Origin of the sequence: Burkholderia contaminans (genome assembly GCF_029633825.1) — a bacterium.
GTDB classification, from domain to species: domain Bacteria; phylum Pseudomonadota; class Gammaproteobacteria; order Burkholderiales; family Burkholderiaceae; genus Burkholderia; species Burkholderia contaminans.
This window is the reverse complement of record NZ_CP090642.1, coordinates 166,707-183,786: the sequence shown is the minus strand read 5'-3', so window position 1 is coordinate 183,786 and position 17,080 is coordinate 166,707. Positions and strand designations below refer to the sequence as shown.

Annotated in this window: 12 protein-coding genes and 2 pseudogenes; 5 read left to right on the top strand and 9 right to left on the bottom strand. The window is 58.5% G+C overall.

Going from position 1 to position 17,080, the window contains the following annotated elements; all coding sequences use genetic code 11:
- Positions 1-136: 136 nt before the first annotated feature.
- Genes sfnG through LXE91_RS33065 form a run of 3 tightly spaced genes read right to left on the bottom strand, consistent with a single transcriptional unit; the run spans position 137 to position 2,390 of the window.
- Entirely contained in the window at positions 137-1,240 is a 1,104-nt protein-coding gene (gene sfnG, locus LXE91_RS33075) for a dimethylsulfone monooxygenase SfnG (protein ID WP_039364505.1), read from the bottom strand.
- A gap of 36 nt (positions 1,241-1,276) precedes the next feature.
- Positions 1,277-1,837, bottom strand: a complete 561-nt coding sequence (msuE, locus tag LXE91_RS33070) for an FMN reductase (protein ID WP_039364563.1) — start codon at positions 1,835-1,837, stop codon at positions 1,277-1,279.
- Positions 1,838-1,883: 46 nt separating this feature from the next.
- A complete protein-coding gene (locus tag LXE91_RS33065) occupies positions 1,884-2,390 on the bottom strand; it encodes a hypothetical protein (protein ID WP_176731185.1) in 507 nt (168 codons plus the stop codon).
- On the opposite strand from LXE91_RS33065, the gene LXE91_RS33060 reads away from it, so the two are divergent.
- The 3 genes and pseudogenes from LXE91_RS33060 to LXE91_RS33050 all read left to right on the top strand — a co-directional run.
- The gene (locus tag LXE91_RS33060) at positions 2,340-3,686 is read left to right on the top strand and encodes an acyl-CoA dehydrogenase family protein (RefSeq protein WP_039364507.1); all 1,347 of its coding nucleotides are present in this window, start codon (positions 2,340-2,342) and stop codon (positions 3,684-3,686) included. The genes LXE91_RS33065 and LXE91_RS33060 overlap by 51 nt on opposite strands.
- Positions 3,683-4,783 (top strand): sigma-54 interaction domain-containing protein, encoded by a 1,101-nt coding sequence (locus LXE91_RS33055; protein ID WP_039364509.1) that lies wholly within the window; start codon positions 3,683-3,685, stop codon positions 4,781-4,783. The genes LXE91_RS33060 and LXE91_RS33055 overlap by 4 nt, the downstream gene beginning before the upstream one ends.
- 243 nt (positions 4,784-5,026) lie before the next feature.
- Positions 5,027-5,296 (top strand): annotated as a pseudogene (locus LXE91_RS33050) (dihydroxyacetone kinase subunit DhaK); the annotation flags it as partial.
- Positions 5,297-5,557: 261 nt separating this feature from the next.
- Here the strand turns inward: LXE91_RS33050 and LXE91_RS33045 are convergent.
- The 5 genes from LXE91_RS33045 to LXE91_RS33025 form a co-directional block, all read right to left on the bottom strand.
- The gene (locus tag LXE91_RS33045) at positions 5,558-7,399 is read right to left on the bottom strand and encodes a TnsD family Tn7-like transposition protein (protein ID WP_076841466.1); all 1,842 of its coding nucleotides are present in this window, start codon (positions 7,397-7,399) and stop codon (positions 5,558-5,560) included.
- A gap of 38 nt (positions 7,400-7,437) precedes the next feature.
- On the bottom strand, positions 7,438-9,000 hold the full coding sequence (locus tag LXE91_RS33040) for an ATP-binding protein (protein WP_046196801.1): 1,563 nt from the start codon (positions 8,998-9,000) through the stop codon (positions 7,438-7,440).
- 9 nt (positions 9,001-9,009) lie between these two features.
- Entirely contained in the window at positions 9,010-11,430 is a 2,421-nt protein-coding gene (locus LXE91_RS33035) for a DDE-type integrase/transposase/recombinase (RefSeq protein ID WP_039364513.1), read from the bottom strand.
- A 27-nt stretch (positions 11,431-11,457) separates the two neighbouring features.
- On the bottom strand, positions 11,458-12,291 hold the full coding sequence (locus LXE91_RS33030; RefSeq protein ID WP_076841465.1) for a TnsA endonuclease C-terminal domain-containing protein: 834 nt from the start codon (positions 12,289-12,291) through the stop codon (positions 11,458-11,460).
- Between the two features lie 809 nt (positions 12,292-13,100).
- Entirely contained in the window at positions 13,101-14,798 is a 1,698-nt protein-coding gene (locus tag LXE91_RS33025) for a phage integrase family protein (protein WP_046543597.1), read from the bottom strand.
- Between the two features lie 207 nt (positions 14,799-15,005).
- Here LXE91_RS33025 and LXE91_RS33020 point away from each other — a divergent pair, with 207 nt between their 5' ends.
- Positions 15,006-15,521 (top strand): hypothetical protein, encoded by a 516-nt coding sequence (locus LXE91_RS33020; RefSeq protein WP_039364519.1) that lies wholly within the window; start codon positions 15,006-15,008, stop codon positions 15,519-15,521.
- A 45-nt stretch (positions 15,522-15,566) separates the two neighbouring features.
- A pseudogene (locus LXE91_RS33015) lies at positions 15,567-15,764 on the top strand (integrase); the annotation flags it as partial.
- A 279-nt stretch (positions 15,765-16,043) separates the two neighbouring features.
- Here LXE91_RS33015 and LXE91_RS33010 read toward each other — a convergent pair.
- Positions 16,044-17,075 carry a ComEC/Rec2 family competence protein gene (locus tag LXE91_RS33010; protein WP_052760043.1) on the bottom strand — a complete coding sequence of 344 codons (1,032 nt, stop codon included), beginning with the start codon at positions 17,073-17,075 and terminating at the stop codon, positions 16,044-16,046.
- Between the last annotated feature and the right edge of the window lie 5 nt (positions 17,076-17,080).

Below are 17,080 nucleotides of genomic sequence, written 5' to 3'. Positions count from 1 at the left end.
CCGCGAAGCCTCCGCCAGCCTCCTGTTTCGATATCCGAAACGTCGAATCGGAATGACGCGCAAGCGCGATCGGCGTCACCCGTTCGGACGGCCCGCGCGCGGCATGCGTGATTGCCACCGCACACCGGCCTCCGCATTACGCGGCAACCGCCTGCCGCTGTGCCTCGAGCTCGCGCACGAGCGGCAGCACGCGCTGGCCGAAGTATTCGACTTCCTCGATGAAATGCAGGAACCCCGCGAGCACGAGGTCGACGCCGATCGCCTTCAGCGCGACGATGCGTTCGGCGATCTGCTGCGGCGTGCCGATCAGGTTCGTGCGGAAGCCGTCGTTGTACTGCACGAGATCCTCGAACGTCGATTTCGCCCAGTTGCCCTCGCCTTCCGGCGAGGCCTTGCCCGCCTGCTTCACCGCGTCGCCGAATGCGTGCACGGCCTCGACGTGCGCGTGCCGGATGATGTCGTCGAGCACGGCCTTCGCCTCTTCCTCCGTATCGCGCGCGATCACGAACGCGTTGACGCCGATGCGCACGCGATGGTTGTTCGCCGCCGCCTTCGCGCGGATGTCGTCGATCTGCGCCTTCAGGTTCTCCGGCGTATTGCCGTTCGTGAAGTACCAGTCCGACACGCTCGCCGCGTTGTCGCGCGCCGCACGCGAGCTGCCGCCCTGGAAGATCTCCGGGTGCGGCTTCTGCACCGGCTTCGGGCTCAGCGTGTAGTCGTTGAAGCGGTAGAAGTCGCCCTTGAACGTGAAGTTGTCCTGCGTCCAGATGCCCTTCAGCGCCTGGATGAATTCCTTCGAGCGCCGATAGCGTTCGTCGTGCTCGAGCCACGGCTCGCCGATCGCGGTGAATTCGCCCTTGAACCAGCCGCTCACGACGTTGATCGCGATGCGCCCGTTCGAGATGTGGTCGATCGTCGCGAGCTGCTTCGCGACCACGGCCGGATGCCACGGCCCCGGCAGGATCGCGGCGAGCACCTTGAGCTTCGTCGTCGCATGCAGCAGCGCCTGGCTGAACGACACCGACTCGTGCTGGTATTCGGCGCCGTAGCCGGCCGTGAAGCGGATCTGGCTCAGCGCGTAGTCGAAGCCGGCCGCCTCGGCCGTGCGTGCGAGCTGCTGGTTGTATTCGAGGCTCCAGTCGGTGCGCTGCTCGATCGTGCTGACGACGAGGCCGCCGCTGACGTTCGGCACCCAGTAGGCGAACTTGACGCCGTCGGCGGAAGGGTCGGTATGGCTCATGAGTGTGTCCTGGTCGGAAGAGAAAACGCAGGCGGCCTACGCGGCCGCGACGGAAAGCGCATGCGGGCGCAATTGCGGCACCGCGCGATCGACGGCGAGCGCGATACGCGCGCGCAGCGCCGGGTTCGTGATCTGGTACTGGTCGAAATCGCTTTCGGACGCGTACACGCCGATCGGCAGCGTGCGGGCCTGGAAGAAACTGAACAGCGGACGGAGCTGATGGTCGATCACGAGCGCATGACGCTCGCTGCCGCCGGTGGCCGCGAGCAGCACCGGCACGTCGATCAGCGCTTCGTGATGCACGAGGTCGAACAGGTGCTTGAAAAGGCCCGTGTACGACGCGCGATACACCGGGCTCGCGACGACGAGCGCATCGGCCGTCTCGATCGCGCGGATCTGCGCCTCGAGGTCTGCCGGCACCTGCGCGCGCGTCAGCGCACCGGCCAGCCGGCCGCCGATCTCGCCGAGTTCGATCAGCCGTGTTTCGATCGGCAGCGCGGCGCCGAGCGCCGCGACGATCGCGTCAGTCAGCGCCAGCGTGCGCGACGGCCGCTGCAGGCCGCCCGATATCGCGACCACGTTGATTGCATTGCTCATCGATTGCATTCCCATTGTCGATTCAGGTGCCGACGCACCCGTCACGTCATGGGTCAGCAAGGAGCGTGCCATTTCGAAGATCGACCGGGAAATCAATCGTCTGCATGACGAAATGCATCGCGCTCGACGGCCTGTCATGGCGTCCCGGTTGTTCACCGCACGTTGATAAGCGTGCCCGCGACGGCATCACAACCATATTCCGCAGCGCGATGAACTCGGGGAAACAGCGCTGCTGATGGACTGCTGCGTGATCAGCAACACGGTGTGCGGAAGGCGCGCATTTCCGCTTCGGCACGGATTCCGGCACGCGCGCGGCGCCCTTCCGCACGCGTTGGCGGCCACTTTCCGCATTCATGTGCCTGTGCAGCGCGTCGCATCCTTGCAGCAGCGTCGACATGGCTGTTGCATCGTCACCTTGCGTGGCGCGGATCGCCGCACCGCGCGACATCGCCACGTGCGGCTGCGTCCAGCGCAGCAATCCCGCATTGGTTATCAGAAATCGATGTTTCCGGCGTTGCGCAAAACGTTGAACACTCTGCTGATCACGCAGCACCCGGTCAGCAGCGCCCTGTATGACCTGAGCGCACGCGTGCAGCAACCCGACGCATTCACCGCCATGACATCCATTTCCGTATCGCCCCGCGCGGAAGGCCTGCGCGTCGTCGCGCCATCCCGCGACGAACCTGTGCCCCCGGACGCGCTGCAAACCGCCGAGCGCCTGGCGGCCGGCTTTGCGCGCACCGCGGCCGAGCGCGACCAGCAGGGCGGCACGCCCAAGGCCGAGCGCGATCAGTTGCGCGACAGCGGCCTGCTCGCGCTGAGCATCCCCGCCGCCTACGGTGGCCTCGGCGCGAGCTGGCGCACGACACTCGACGTCGTCCGCGTGCTCGCGGCGGCCGACAGTTCGCTCGCGCACGTGTTCGGCTTCCACCACCTGATGCTCGCAACAGTGCGGCTGTTCGGCGCGCCCGCGCAGTGGGAATCGTGGTTCGAGCGCACCGCGCGCCAGCAGTGGTTCTGGGGCAATGCACTGAACCCGCTCGACGCGCGCACGGTCAGCCGCTCGCGCGGCGCATGGCATGAATTCAGCGGCCAGAAGAGCTTTTGCTCGGGGGCGCTCGATTCACAGATGCTGATCGCGTCCGCGCACGATGCGCAGACTCGCGCGTTCCTGATCGCGGCCGTGCCGACGCAGCGCAGCGGCATCTCGATCGCCGACGACTGGAACAACATCGGCCAGCGCCAGACCGACAGCGGCACGGTCACATTCGAGAAAGTGCGCGTCGAGGATCACGAACTGCTGACGGACCCCGGCCCGCTGTCGACGCCGTTCGCGTGCCTGCGCCCGCTCGTCGCGCAGCTCGTGCTGACGAACGTGTATCTCGGCATCGCCGAAGCCGCGTTCAACGACGCGCGGCACTACACGCTGCACGAGGCACGGCCGTGGCCCGGCGCGCAGGTCGAAAGCACCGGCGACGATCCGTACATCCTCGGCCAGTACGGCGAATTCTGGGTCGGGCTCGAGGCCGCGCGCGTGCTCGCCGACCGCGCGGCGGACCGGCTCGACGCCGCATGGTCGCGCGATGCGGCGCTCACCCAAGCGGAACGCGGCCAGGTCGCGCTCGCCACGGCAGCCGCGAAGGTGTCGGCCGCGCGCACCGGGCTCGATCTCTGCACGCGCATGTTCGACGTCGCCGGTGCCCGCGCGACGCACGGCGCGCTGCGGCTCGACCGGCACTGGCGCAACCTGCGCACCCACACGCTCCACGACCCGCTCGCGTACAAGATTCGCGAGATCGGCGAATGGGCGCTCAAGCGAACCTATCCGACGCCGGGCTTCTACTCGTGAACCACACTCCTTCCGATGCGTGGCCCGACGCCGCGCCCGTCCTCACGCTGCCCGACCGGCCCGCGCTGGCGACATCCATTCGTGCCCGCGCGCAGGTGTTCGTCGATCCGCGCTCGGTCGCGTTGCTCGACCGGATTCGCCTGGTCGCGCCGAGCGACGCGAACGTGCTGATCGTCGGCGAGACCGGCACCGGCAAGGAACTGATCGCGCGTCACGTGCATGGCCTCAGCCGCCGCAGCAACGGGCCGTTCATCGCGGTGAACTGCGGCGCCTTCTCCGAGACGCTCGTCGAGAGCGAGCTGTTCGGCCACGAGAAAGGCGCGTTTACCGGCGCGTTCAGCGCGAAGCCCGGCTGGTTCGAAGCCGCGAACGGCGGCACGCTGTTTCTCGACGAGATCGGCGACCTGCCGCTATCGATGCAGGTCAAGCTGCTGCGCGTGCTGCAGGAGCGCGAGGTCGTGCGGCTCGGCTCGCGCACCGGCGTGCCGATCGACGTGCGCGTGGTTGCCGCGACCAACGTGGACCTGCAGCAGGCCGTCGCGAACGGGCAGTTTCGCGGCGACCTGTTCTACCGGCTCAACGTCGTGCAGCTCGCGGTGCCGACGCTGCGCGAGCGCCCGGGCGACATCCTGCCGCTCGCGCGCCACTTCTTCGACGACTACAGGAGCCGCCTCGGCTACGGGCCGCGCAGCATCGACCCGCGCGCCGAGCGCCGGCTCGAGGCACACGGCTGGCCCGGCAATATCCGCGAACTCGAGAACGTGATCCATCATGCGCTGCTCGTGAGTCGCCACGATTCGCTGCAGGAGGCCGATCTGCATATCGCGTCACCCGGCGTGCCGGCGGCCGCCGTGCGCGCGCCGGAGCAGGAACCCGACCCGGCCGCCGGCGCGCAGGCCGCACTCGAACGCGCGCTGCGCGACCTGTTCGACGAGGATCACGGCAACCTGTTCGAACGCATCGAGGACACCGTGATGCGCGTCGCGTTCGAATTCAGCCACCGCAACCAGATCCAGGCCGCGCGGCTGCTCGGCATCAGCCGCAACGTGCTGCGCGCACGGCTGATTCGCGCGAAGGAAATTGCGGCGGTGAAGTAGCCGCGTATGGGGACGCGCCGCCGCCCCGCTCCGGCGCGATCGCGCCCCATTCCATACATCAACGTCCCAACCTGATGTATCGTGACGCGAAGCGTGTCGCTTCGCCCCTGCAGCAGGTCCTCCATTACATGACCGCCTGCCCTCGGCGACAGCGCGCCCGCACGATCCTCCGCAACACGAAAGGCCGTCCGGCGCCCGTGTAGGCCCGGCCGAGTCTCGTTCACCCGTCCGGAACCCGTCGCCATGAAAAAGCTTGTCAACCGCCCGTCCGATGTCGTGCGAGAAATGCTGGAAGGCGTCGCACGGCAGTCGCCGCATGTCGCGATCCTCGGCGACGAGCACGTGCTCGTCCGCCAGCCGCTGCCCGAGCCCGCGCAGCGTCCCGTCGCCGTCCTCTCCGGTGGCGGCAGCGGCCACGAGCCCGCGCACGGCGGTTACGTCGGCGAAGGGATGCTGAGCGCGGCCGTCTGCGGCGAAGTGTTCACGTCGCCGTCCACCGACGCCGTGCTCGCTATCGGCGTACAACAAAGTCTGCGGTAATTTCCTGCGGAAACGCTTACAGTTGGTAGAGATTGCATCGACTCGAAGATTGCAGAGTTTGCAGATAATCGTAGCCGACCATCGGAAAGTCCCTCTCACAAGACCACAATGTCTGCGCCATCGGCGCTCCTTGCGCTAATAAAAATATGTGACATATCGAGTCGAGCACAATCAGTTGCGCGATGCCGCATTTTATATGCAAAGCATTCAATCTCGAAAAATAGCGCCGAGCGCTCAAGTACCACTCTTTGAACTTTGCGATACAAATTCTCGAATCCGCTCCTTCTGCTCACGGGTAAAACTGCGCATGTTTAGCCCCGTTCCTCGAATCGCATCATTGATAGAGTTATTACCTTTTCGCATATGATGCTTCGTCGAAAACGAACATAGCCACGATACAACTCTTTCACGATGAGCCTCGCGCGTTTCCGTCAATTCGGCCCAAAGTGGAGATCGAGCGTGAGTCTCAGAAGCCAAGTGCAGAGGCAAACCCGCCCGATCGAGAATAGCAATCCGGGTCGCACGCACTGGGGGTTCCATCTGCATGATTTCAGACCATGCTTTCCGAGCCCTTCCTCCCTCTAAATCTATACCGTTTACGTGAAATGGTGCCTCAGTTCGCCACGACCTGTGACTTCGATTGAATTTAGAAAACCATACATGATCGTTCTTGTTCAATATCTCATACAAGCCGGGATTCGCACGCTGGGCTGACGTGATACGCCTCGTCCGGGGGGCGCCGTCAACGAGACGACACCATTCTGTTCGATTTTTTTTAATTTCCGCCATGGATATCGGTTCGTGGTGCTTGGGCTCGCTTTTACGCGCCCATAACAATCCTGTTGTCTCGCCAAGATGCAATTCGCGCGCTGCTTTTTTGGGACTAAACCCTTTCTCTAACAACTCAACGAATTTTTTATGATATCGCACCCCGTATGCAAACGGAATCATTCTCGCCGTTTCGTCTATACAGACATCCAGCACCCGATATGATATTCCACACGAACATACCACCTTCCAACCACCAGACCTGATTAGGTACCCCGATACTTTGTAGATGTCGCCATCTTGATGCAATGCTCCGGCGCACAGCGGCAGATCAAGACATGGTGGATTCTCACCCTTGCACCTCACCGGAATTAATTTCCTTCGACGAGCCGGCGCAAATGATCCCATAGATAATATTCGATTCTCGAGAAATGATTCAGCAGCAACATACATGAATGGATGGGAAAATTTTTCCACAGATGCACACGTTTCAATAGTGCCCAGCCATTTCAAAATTCGCCGCGCATTTATACCTGTGAGACAACAGTATTCCGGGCCAAAGTACTCCAACCACTCAGAAACAAGGGCAACTCTATTTACGGTTGAATCCAACCGCAAAAATCCACCCTTCCGCAGCAAGTCACGATAATTCAGCGGCATCGGAATGCTTTCGTCGAATCTCCTTCGATCAACGCTCAACCTCGCGATATCCATAAGCGCTCTCAACTCCGATTGAGACGCCGGCTGAATAATCACACGATCGAGAGCGCTCACACATCGCCCAATTGTTACCCCGAAATCATAATCAACTCTGGCTTGATCAACCACCTTCAATGCGATCTTGTGCTCATCGCAGTATAATACCCCGGGCAACTGATGATTCAATTTCCAATACGCCTCAACACGCTTATCCCGCCATTGCGCCAAACACTCCTCGCAATACCGCAACCCCGGAATACGCTCACGCCTCTGTCCGTAGGCGCTCACCCTACCAGACGAACCCCTTTCCGGTGGCTGCAACATATTACGGAGAACCTCCTCTCGCATGGCCGGCGACACGATTCTTGTCGCATACAAATATTCTGTATGGCTTTTAACTACATCTTCAGCACTCATTCGCCAATAATCACGCACCTGCTCAGCGAGCCTCGATATAGAATTTGGCAATCTTATACCAGGCTTGCCAAAATATCCGAAAAGCTGCCATCGCAACCATTTCGTGGACTTAAGCCCAAAGAATTCTGCATAACGCCCAAAATTGCTTTCAAGCGTTTCGTTATCGCAAAGAGGGAATAGTGCGATCGACATCCAAGATCTCCTATTGCAAATTGGAGAAAATAAATAACTCAACCGCATTGATCGACTACCGTCGAGGTCCTTCCCCTTCTGTTACTCGGCGATCTTTTTTGAGGTTGCTGGCTATAGAAACGCCGAATAGCTTCAGCGCATAACTCTTCTGTTGAAGCAGCGGGAAGCTCTTTTTGCACGATGTCAACTAGATTTGATGCGGCTTCCTCTGACATGTTGAGAAGCAATAATCTCGAAACCGCATCAATTGCAGATTCCTCCCGGTCATGCTGAATAGCATTCTCGAAGTACATGTGGCGTTTGGCCTGCGCCTCCATCGTCGCAACAACATCCTTCAACGTATCGCCCAATAGATCTTCGTATTGAGCCATCCTTGCTTTATTGTTCGAACGAATCGCTTCAAGCATCGGCGCCAAGGAGGCCATCCTCTCCTCAAAGACATCACGAATTAGGTCCTTCGTAATTTCCTCGATCCCGGTGTATATAGCACTGTATTGAGCTAGCTGATACAAGGGGATGGCAATTCCCGGCAACCCTTGGGTTCTAAAATAGAACTCTTTCCTTATATCATGAGATAGCGGCCTTGCATTTGCAAGCCACTGATATTTCTCCAACTGGTCGCATAGCCGATTCCACTCCCGCTCATCCCGCATGCCGTTCCACTGAAACACGCCATGACTACTAATTCGCCGCGCTGATCGAAGCGTTTTCCTGAACAGTCGCTCAGATTTTGGCGTGCCAATAACGATAATCGGTATGCCACGCCCATTGGTCAGACCGACAAAAAAGTCGAATAGAGGGTCACTTCTTTCAACAGCCCGGAGCGCATTTTGAAGCTCATCAATGACAATCAACCCCGTCCGATGCCGCTGAGCAATGCGATACAGGAGGTTCGCCAGATCTATAACCGTTGCCCCTCTCCATATATGGTCCAAATATTTCAATCCAAGCAATCGATCATACTCTCCTATCATCCTCTTTATTATATCTTTCAGACTTGCACTAGTAGGGCAATCAACCTTAATTACCACAACCTGTGTCAACCCGTAGTTCACGTGATTGATCGTCCTCGGCATGAATCTGAGAGCATCCTCAATCACATTTGACTTCCCTGCACCTGACAATCCAAATATTCCTGCGCAATATGCATGCGTTCTTTCATGATCAAATACTGGAATCAGCTTACCCTCGTGCACCGCTCCATACCTACCCTTAGCCCCTTCAGCACTATCTACGAATACACTTTTCCCGACATAATTTTGTCGAACAATCATTTGCACAAGATGGCAAATTTCTAAACTTGCAGGTACTGGAACAACCAATCCTGATAAACGACCAATGACATGCAAGCGATATTCCTCTGATCGAGAACGCTCCGAGATGGATGAGGCAACTGGGACGGAGAGCGATCGCATCATCGATTTGCTGTCCCACAACGGGCCTAACGCCGATATGAGCGGATTGCTCTTGTACTCTAGGGGTAGGTCGTCACCTTGGTAATATTTCGCCTCGAGGATCTCCTGGCATGGCATCTCTGGCGTATATACGGCGGCTTTGTTGCGCCTAACAACCGTCTCCTCAGGCACTACGGCTGGGTTCATTTCCCGCCCCTACTCGTCAAGCGCATCCAGCAACGCACGGGCACGTTTCTCACGCAGTTCCTTGATGCGCTGCCGAGCGTTTCCGCACGTATGCAAGGTACTATCAGTGCACGTCCCCTTGCTCACGTCCCCTTCACTGTCGTAGCTCTCTTCTCGCGTCGTCCTTGACGGCATACCAAGATCATTTACCTTCGCCCCCCCGTTCGACACGTTGCGAGACGCCTGAGGTTGCGCTTGCTGTGGTTTGGTCGCCCCAACTCGACTCTCAATCGAACGTTCGGCCTGACGCATTTCTTCCATATGCGAGATATCCGGGCGCCGTACCCCAGAGGCCTTCAACGCGGCCTTCGTCTGTGCGATTGCATCACGGCCTATCTTCTCAATGTTGTAAGCCGTCATGGCTCTGTCAGGCTCTCCCGCCTCATGAGCCATGGCAACATTTTTTGAGTTCAGGTCTCGGTAGATCTCCAACTCCCGATATGTAAGGCCCGCGAATTTGTCTCGCTCGCCTTCTATCAACGGACGTGAAATTGGCGTGCCCAACCCGAGCAGATCGATGCTGCTGTCGTCGGCGGAGTCGAAGCAAATCTCAACGGTCGAATCGGCCTTGCTTCTCCCGCGATGCATCGCTTGCCGTTCAACAATCGACAAATCTGAGCATGTGTAGTGCAGTCCCTTGTGACGAATGCCGTATCCGTCGATGGGTACTTTCACGGACTGCATGACCTTTGCGCGGAAATCAGCAACATCTATGTGCCGCCCATACCCGTTCGTTTCCAGACCGTACGTCCATAGATCCAACGGACTGGGTGCGTGCCCGGCCTCCACCATTTCGGGAGGAGTTGGATATCCGCGAATCGGATGTCGGTTGTAACTCAATACGGCACGAAGAATGACTCGCCGCAGCTCGCGTATGTTGAGCGCAGCCTGATAAGCAGGATGTTCCACCCCGCGCTCCAGGGAGTCTTTCTCCACAATCCCGGGTACCAACGAACTCCAAATCGCCGGAATGATGCCAAACCGCCGCTCCATCACGCTGCGCAAGTCCGGGCGGTATGCTGGTGCGTTCGCAAGCTCGACTCGAAAGTCTCTGATCAGCGAACATGCCTTATGGACACTGCTCACCTCCCCTTGGTCTGCATACAATACCTCGCATAGATGATGAGCAGGCCATTGACTCTCGGTGATATCGATACCTAACGATCGGCAGAACTCCACCTTCGGTGAAACAGCACTGACGAGCGCCATCATCGCACCGTTCCAGCTCGGTGGATCGAAGGTCACATAAAACCCCACAACGAGCGCGCTGTAGTCGTCAATAACCAAGTAGAGCGTTGGCCTTCCGATAACCGTTGTTCTAAGAATATTTCCGACGAGATACAGGTCGACGATCGTCGCGTCGATATGAAATTTCTCACCAGGCCCCCGGGAATTTCTTAATTTGCCGGTCAGCGGTCGCTCGTGAAGCGTGTATCTCTTCTTCCCGACCTGACGAACTCTCCGAACTTCGTACGGGTAATTCTGCTGGATGTAATACTGTAACTGTCGGCGCGTAAGCACGATCCTTCGACTGAGCGTCAGCTCGATCATCTCCCGTCGCTCGTTATAGACGACTCGGTCACAAAGAAACGTGGCGCGCATCCAGTCCAGAGCCGCTTCCATCGTTTTCTGAGCTCTCTTTCCCTTCGCATATTCAAACGATAAATAGTAGTCGGCCGTCAGTTGAAGCAAGCGCTGAACCTCATCGTTTCTCGCTGAGGCACTAAGCAACCGCTTGGTCGCAGTACGTCCCGGACGTCGTTTCCAGTTGCGCGGCTTGCCCCGCCCTCCGCATAGGTCGTAGTCGTCTGCAGCCGCAGCCGGTGTCATTCCACGCTGAAAAAAACGCCTGACAACTCGGTACAGCGTGTCCTGCGAGACGTGCACGACTCCTGCGCAGCGCGAGATACGCTTAGCGCGCGTTTCGCGATGGAGCAGTTCTTCGAAAGCATTACCGTGGGTGGAGTACGGCGCGTGCGAGCCATCGTCACGAAGTGGTTGATCGAACGTGAGCAGCGCCTCAATCAGCTTCCAACCCTTCGAGAGAGTTGGATCCTCGACTATCGCGCGATACTTTTCAGACCGCCTTGACTTCACAAAGGGGGGCTCACGTCTTCGTTCGGAGACGATGACAGGCAATCCTGGCAGCTTCTCGAGCGCAAGCTCGGCCTCCACGTTTGGAGACAGTCTGAGCAGCACCTCGTCAGTCTTAAGTTGGAATGGTTGAGCGTGGTGGTTTGCGGCGGACTTCTGTAGATACTCAGTATCGATCAGGTGGGTCCATCGCTGCCCAGCGCCAGTCTTCAGGACAATATATACGTGCTCGCCGTTACGCTCCTTGAGCACGTCCCCAACCGCAATTTCGGTCTGAAATATAGCTGTCGGTGACATGGCCACCTCCTTGCGTACGACGAGGACTCAGCGGTTGCGCGACATTCCTGTCGTCGACGCGCGAACGTCCGCAAGTCGAATTCCGAGCGGGTCTACGGTATCCAGATCGAAGCGAATGCGCTTCGTTGCCGCTAGCTGCCGGAATGCCCTTACTCCCGACCCTGCAGGGATAGCAAGCGAGCGGTCAACTTCACGACACGCCTCCATCACCGACATCGATGGGCAACGTCGAACAAGCTGATACAGGGCTCGTTGCGCGGTCAATTCTGCTTCGCTAAGATCGCGCCCCAGCATGTCGTTGGCCGCACGGAAGATCCACGCTAGGTTCTTCGACCTGTCTGCGTGCATGCCATAGACTGCCACCGCCTTGTATCTCGCTCCCTCGTTCTCCCACGTCCTCCGTTCAATTTCCTGGGAGCGTGTCAACGGACGGATTCCCCGCGGCCACCCCCCCTTAACCGAGAGCACTTCACGGTGGTACGAGTTTCCACTTTGGACGAGCAGAACTAGATCGGTACTCAGAACGGCTGGTTCGCCCGTCCGTCGATATGTTGGATGATCGATGTTGAGCTCAGCAGCAGCGCGCTGCGTCTTGTCCCGATTGAGCGCGTACTGCTCAAGTATTGCAACGACATCGGAGCGCCACCAAGCCTCCAAGAAGACAGCATGCTCGGCCTCAGACATGAGATGGACTTCGTCTGCTGGCGCCTTCTCACAGAACAGCCGTGTTTTGACGCCTGAGCCAGGCATGTCTCTCGTGTGAATCCAGCGCCGATACTCACCGGCCTTGTTCGCACGTGCCTGCTCCGCGAGCTTTCGAGCCAACGTACCCTTTCGCATCGCCAGCGTTCCGGAACTCATGATGACCCTCCTGCGCACATCCGATTCAACCCTATGCTTACAAGCTGCTGGCGATACTGTGCCCCCTCGTGGCGGATTGATTGCGTTCTCCGCGGAACGGAGTCTACGTTCAGCGTCACGCTTTTCAAGACCGAAAAATGCTGCACATGCTTCGAAGACCATTTGAGCTGACGCATATATCGGATCAACGTTCCCCTGACAGAACAGGCAGGCACAACGATGTCGATTGACGGCACGGCCTTCTGGCGAGACTCCTTCCGCCTTTGTTAACTAGTGCAATCTGGCTTGAGTGCGAGCGAGGGCCGGCCAGCATCGTGGGATGGAGGATTCTCTAGTACTGCTCCTTCATTTGGTATACCGTAACTGGCCTTGGGCGTACCAACCCAAGCTGGCTGACGCGTTTCACGAAGTTAACTTTCGCGTCGATGTTGACGATACGTAATTTCATCCAATACTAACTACCGTCGACGTTTCATCCATAACTTCATGTCGACGTTGGCAACACGCCTCCTACATGTTTAAATACGACAGACTTACATTTACCACGAAATTCAATACCGTCATAAATTAACAAACAAAACGTAGGAATCCACATCAAATATAATCCCGTACATCGACTGAAACAGATAGGTGTGCTGCACCACAAAAAATTTTCCGCAACGCAAAAGAATATTATTACCGCTGACAATATTTTTTAACAAACAACTTAAAAGAGGCGCTCCCACTACATCTCAAATCGTAGACTGGATTGCGCGTATGCATATACTCTTCCACGGCCCCCCAGCTCTAGGTCGAGGGTTACTGGGGAGTTAGCGCTTGAATTTGTCCATAGCGAACGCCTGATCGAACTGCCGGGCTCGCTGCACCTCGTCACTATGCAGATAGGTTGACGTCGTCGAGATTGACGCGTGGCGCAGGTTATCGCGGACCATGAGCAACTCAGCCCCGCGAGCTAGCGCGTGCGACGCATGCGTGTGCCGCATCCAATGGGGGCTTGCGCGGCGCTGTTTCTCGGCCGTCGCTGGCCGCTCGTCCTGGATCGCGTCGGCGACCAGCACGAAGAACCGCCGCAGCACACGCCAAAGCCGTGTACTTTCGATGCCGGCCCCGTCTTCGTCGAGGCTACCCACGAGCGGTGTCCCCGGGTTCCATCGACTCGGCGTGACCGGCAGCCCGCGCTGAATGAGATATTGATCAAGCGCGGTCCGGGCGAGCGATGGTAACGCCACCTTGCCCAGCTTGCCGCCCTTGCCGAGCACATGCAGCCAATGATTACCGTGCTCGTCGCGACGGACATCGCCGAGCGTTGCACTGACTAATTCGCTCGCGCGCAGACCGGTGGCGTAGCCAAAGTCCAGCAGGAACCGCAGACGCTGCGCGGCCGGTATACTCCAGCCGTATGACCGCTCGAGGCCGTAAGCGAGCGTGCGGATCAGCAGCCACTCGCCTTCCGAGAATCCGCGGGACACGTCCAATCCCGCACGCTGCGCTTGGCTCTTGACCTTGACGCCGGCGAACGGATTCGCGAGCACGTAGCGCTGTTCGACCAGCCAGCGAAACAGCGCCGATAGGACGTTCAGTGCGTATGCCGCTGAGCGCGCCGAGAGCGGGCCGGTGAACGGTCGCCATTCGACACTGTGCCGTTGCCGAGACGGGCCGACCCAACGGTCGCGCGGCGTCGGCTTTCGCAAGAAGCCCCGGTACGCGATTGCGTCGTCGGTGCTCAGCGACGACAGCGCACGGCCGCGCTCGACGATCGCCCACAGAATCAGCCGCTCCGCCTCCTTGCGATAGGCACGCTGCGTGGCAACCGACTCGTGCAGTGCTAGCCAGGACTGGATCGCCTCGTAGTCGTTCGACGCGTTCAACAGGCAAGCGGCCTGCGGTGCCCGGAACTGCCCATGTGAGCCGTCAACGTCGTGCGGCACGCGCAGTTGCTCCCACGGCACGATATTGCCGGTCGGCGCAGCGACAATCAGCGCTCGCGCCCGTTCGGCCAGCGCCGGATGCGCGGCGAAGAACGCCTCGATGTGACGCGCGCCAGCAGCGCCGAGTCCTGCGATTGTTGCCCACCAACGGCGCCGCCGCGGAATCCGCACCGTCAGATCGGCCAGCGTCCAGACACCGTGTGCATGCAGCGCCGCAACGATGCGCGGTGGGAACCACACTCCGAGCGTGTCGGTGATCGCCGGCGTCGGCATGGGCTCGTTGCGCAGCGCTTCGATCGCACGGGCCACCCCATCGGCCGACGCTTTCGACGGGCGGTCGACAAAGACGCCAGCCAGGTCCTCTCGGTGACGCTGTACGGCGAACGCGACGAGTTGCCGGCGAATACGACCGAGGATACCGCGCGACGACAGACCAGCTTGCCGGCGGTCGCCCAGGTAGCGGGAAACGGCGGCCCGTGCATCCAGGCCGGCGTACCAGCCGCGCAATGCCGCCAACTCCGCTTCGTTCGGGAAATCGGAACCGGTGCCGTCGACGGGAAGGACCTCGCGTGTTTTCATGATCGCCAGTTTAGACGAAATTTGATGATGGACTGATAATATTATTTATCTGCCTATGTACGCCCAAATCCTAACAAATTCCTTTCAATCGTTGTGGTCAGGCGTCCGTGCGATGGCGTGCTTTTCTAGCTTCCCTTCACTATCGGCTTCGTCGCCCTTTCGCTGAGCTATACCCCTGGTCTAACGGCACGGACCGGTTCGATAACCATGATTGATTTCACGGAAGAGCAGATAGCTGCCAGAGAGCCCCGAAACACCGCCTACCACGAAGCGGGCCACAAGATGCTTTACGAGCGCTTCGGCGGCGCTGGCGACCCAGTCGTGTGGAAAAACGACAGTGGCAATCCAGACGAGAGCGCGTGGTTCGGCCAGTTCCGTCCCCGGACCTGCCCTGAGGTGATGCGCGCGATTGCTTTGAACCATGGGTTTGCCGCTCCCGAGCTGCCTGCGAACTGGAAGATGCTCGTCGGCATGGCTGGTCTGTTGGCCGAAGAAATCCTGAGCGGCGAGACGGAGGATACCGGCGCTATGGCGGATTCCCTAGTCCTCAAAATTTCCTTTGGAGAGGCATCGGCCTCCGACCTCGCGCTCATGGGCGTCACAGACACCGAGCGCTGCGGACTGAGCTATGACGTGGTCGACGAAGTCGTGCGGATGCTGCGCGAGGGATGGTCCGTCGTGCAGGAAGAAGCGGAGTATCTGATAGCCTCCGCCGCAAGCTGACCGGCGTGCTAGGGAATGGTGTGAGACATTACCCGCCTGCGGCATGTGATGCGGCGATTTTTCCGGCGGCCTGGCCATGTGATCGGCGCGGACCATCCCGTGATCGCCGAAAAGTTGCGACGCGCGAGTTCACATCGAACCCGCTACACCCACGAAACACGCGTTCTCGGGCGCGGAGCCGAACTGACGACAGTACGCGATAACCAGCGTCATGCATCGATCGCGACCACCACTATTTACCTGCGAGCGACGGTGTGGTCAGATAAATCAGGCTTCGCAGCGCGAAAGATAGCCGGTCCGCATCGACCAAATGTCTCAGTTCGACCGCATTACCGTGATTTGTCCAAGGGGTTGAAACGTCCGCTTCCTTTACCTAGCAGCCGTTCGTGAACGGGAGGAATCGGTGGCTGACCATCGGAGCGCCGAGCAACTTCTTGCTGCCGAATGCGACAAACCGGCATGCGAAAGGTGTGGTGATTTTTGGCGGTTCGCGTTCTCGCTCACGTTTCCTCTTCGTGGATTCTAGGCGCCCGTTGCAGTCGTCTTAGACTTTATGAAGGTCACCATGTGATAGCCTTGGCCGTTCTTTATGGTACTCAAAAGACTATTCCGATTAGCGGCAAAATTTGAATTCTCAACATAGACATCGAGATCGCCGTTGTCGGCCACTTCGAGAACAACATTCCCTGCTTGGTTATTCGTGATGTATTCGAGCTTACGGTTGTACCACGCCCCGTATGCCAAATGCTCCGATTTTGCCGTGCCAAAAAGAGTAAGCTTCGGCTTGAGCACATCTAGGAATTTCCACGATCGACCCGAGCTCCTTCCGTGGTGAGGCGCGATCAGCACATCGCAATTCTCAACCAACTCACGATGATTTTCGAGGATATGGCCCCAAGTCTCGTCGTGCGAATCACCACCAAAGATGATTTTGTGATCAGCGGTCTGATAAAGCAGTACATACGAACAATCATTGAAATCGCCGGTCTTGTGTGCAAGTTCAACTAGTTCCTTCGTGGGTGCGAGAATGGTAATCCCATCGCCACCACTGCGACCTTCGTTATCAAGATTCGCGAACTTAAACCTTTGACCCTCCGTGACGTTAAGTGTCCTTGTTCCCGCCTCTTTACCGTCGCGTACGCTGGCGTAACGATCCCAGTCCTCCTCTTTGTAACGGCCATAGTTCTTGAAGTCGGGTTTCTCCCGCACGGCACCCATGTGCCAGAAATTGTCGATGGGGAATTCGTTCATTAAAGCACTGAACCCGTCCATGTGATCCATATCAGGATGCGAGAGCACAAACCGCCAAATTCTTTCTATATTGATTTCTCGGAGGTAGGTTTGCGGCTTGGTGGCCCATGCCGCCATGTTGAAATTTCCTCCGCCGTCTGATTCTGTTGCAGCTCCGGCTATTTTTAACATGCGATCATAGGCGACAGTGTCTTCCGACTTGTTTCCGCCGCAGATGTCGATCATCGTCGCGCGGTTTCCGTTGTTGTGCTGGATAATGCAGCAGTCGCCTTCACCAACATTCAAAAAATGAATCCTTGCCATTCGGA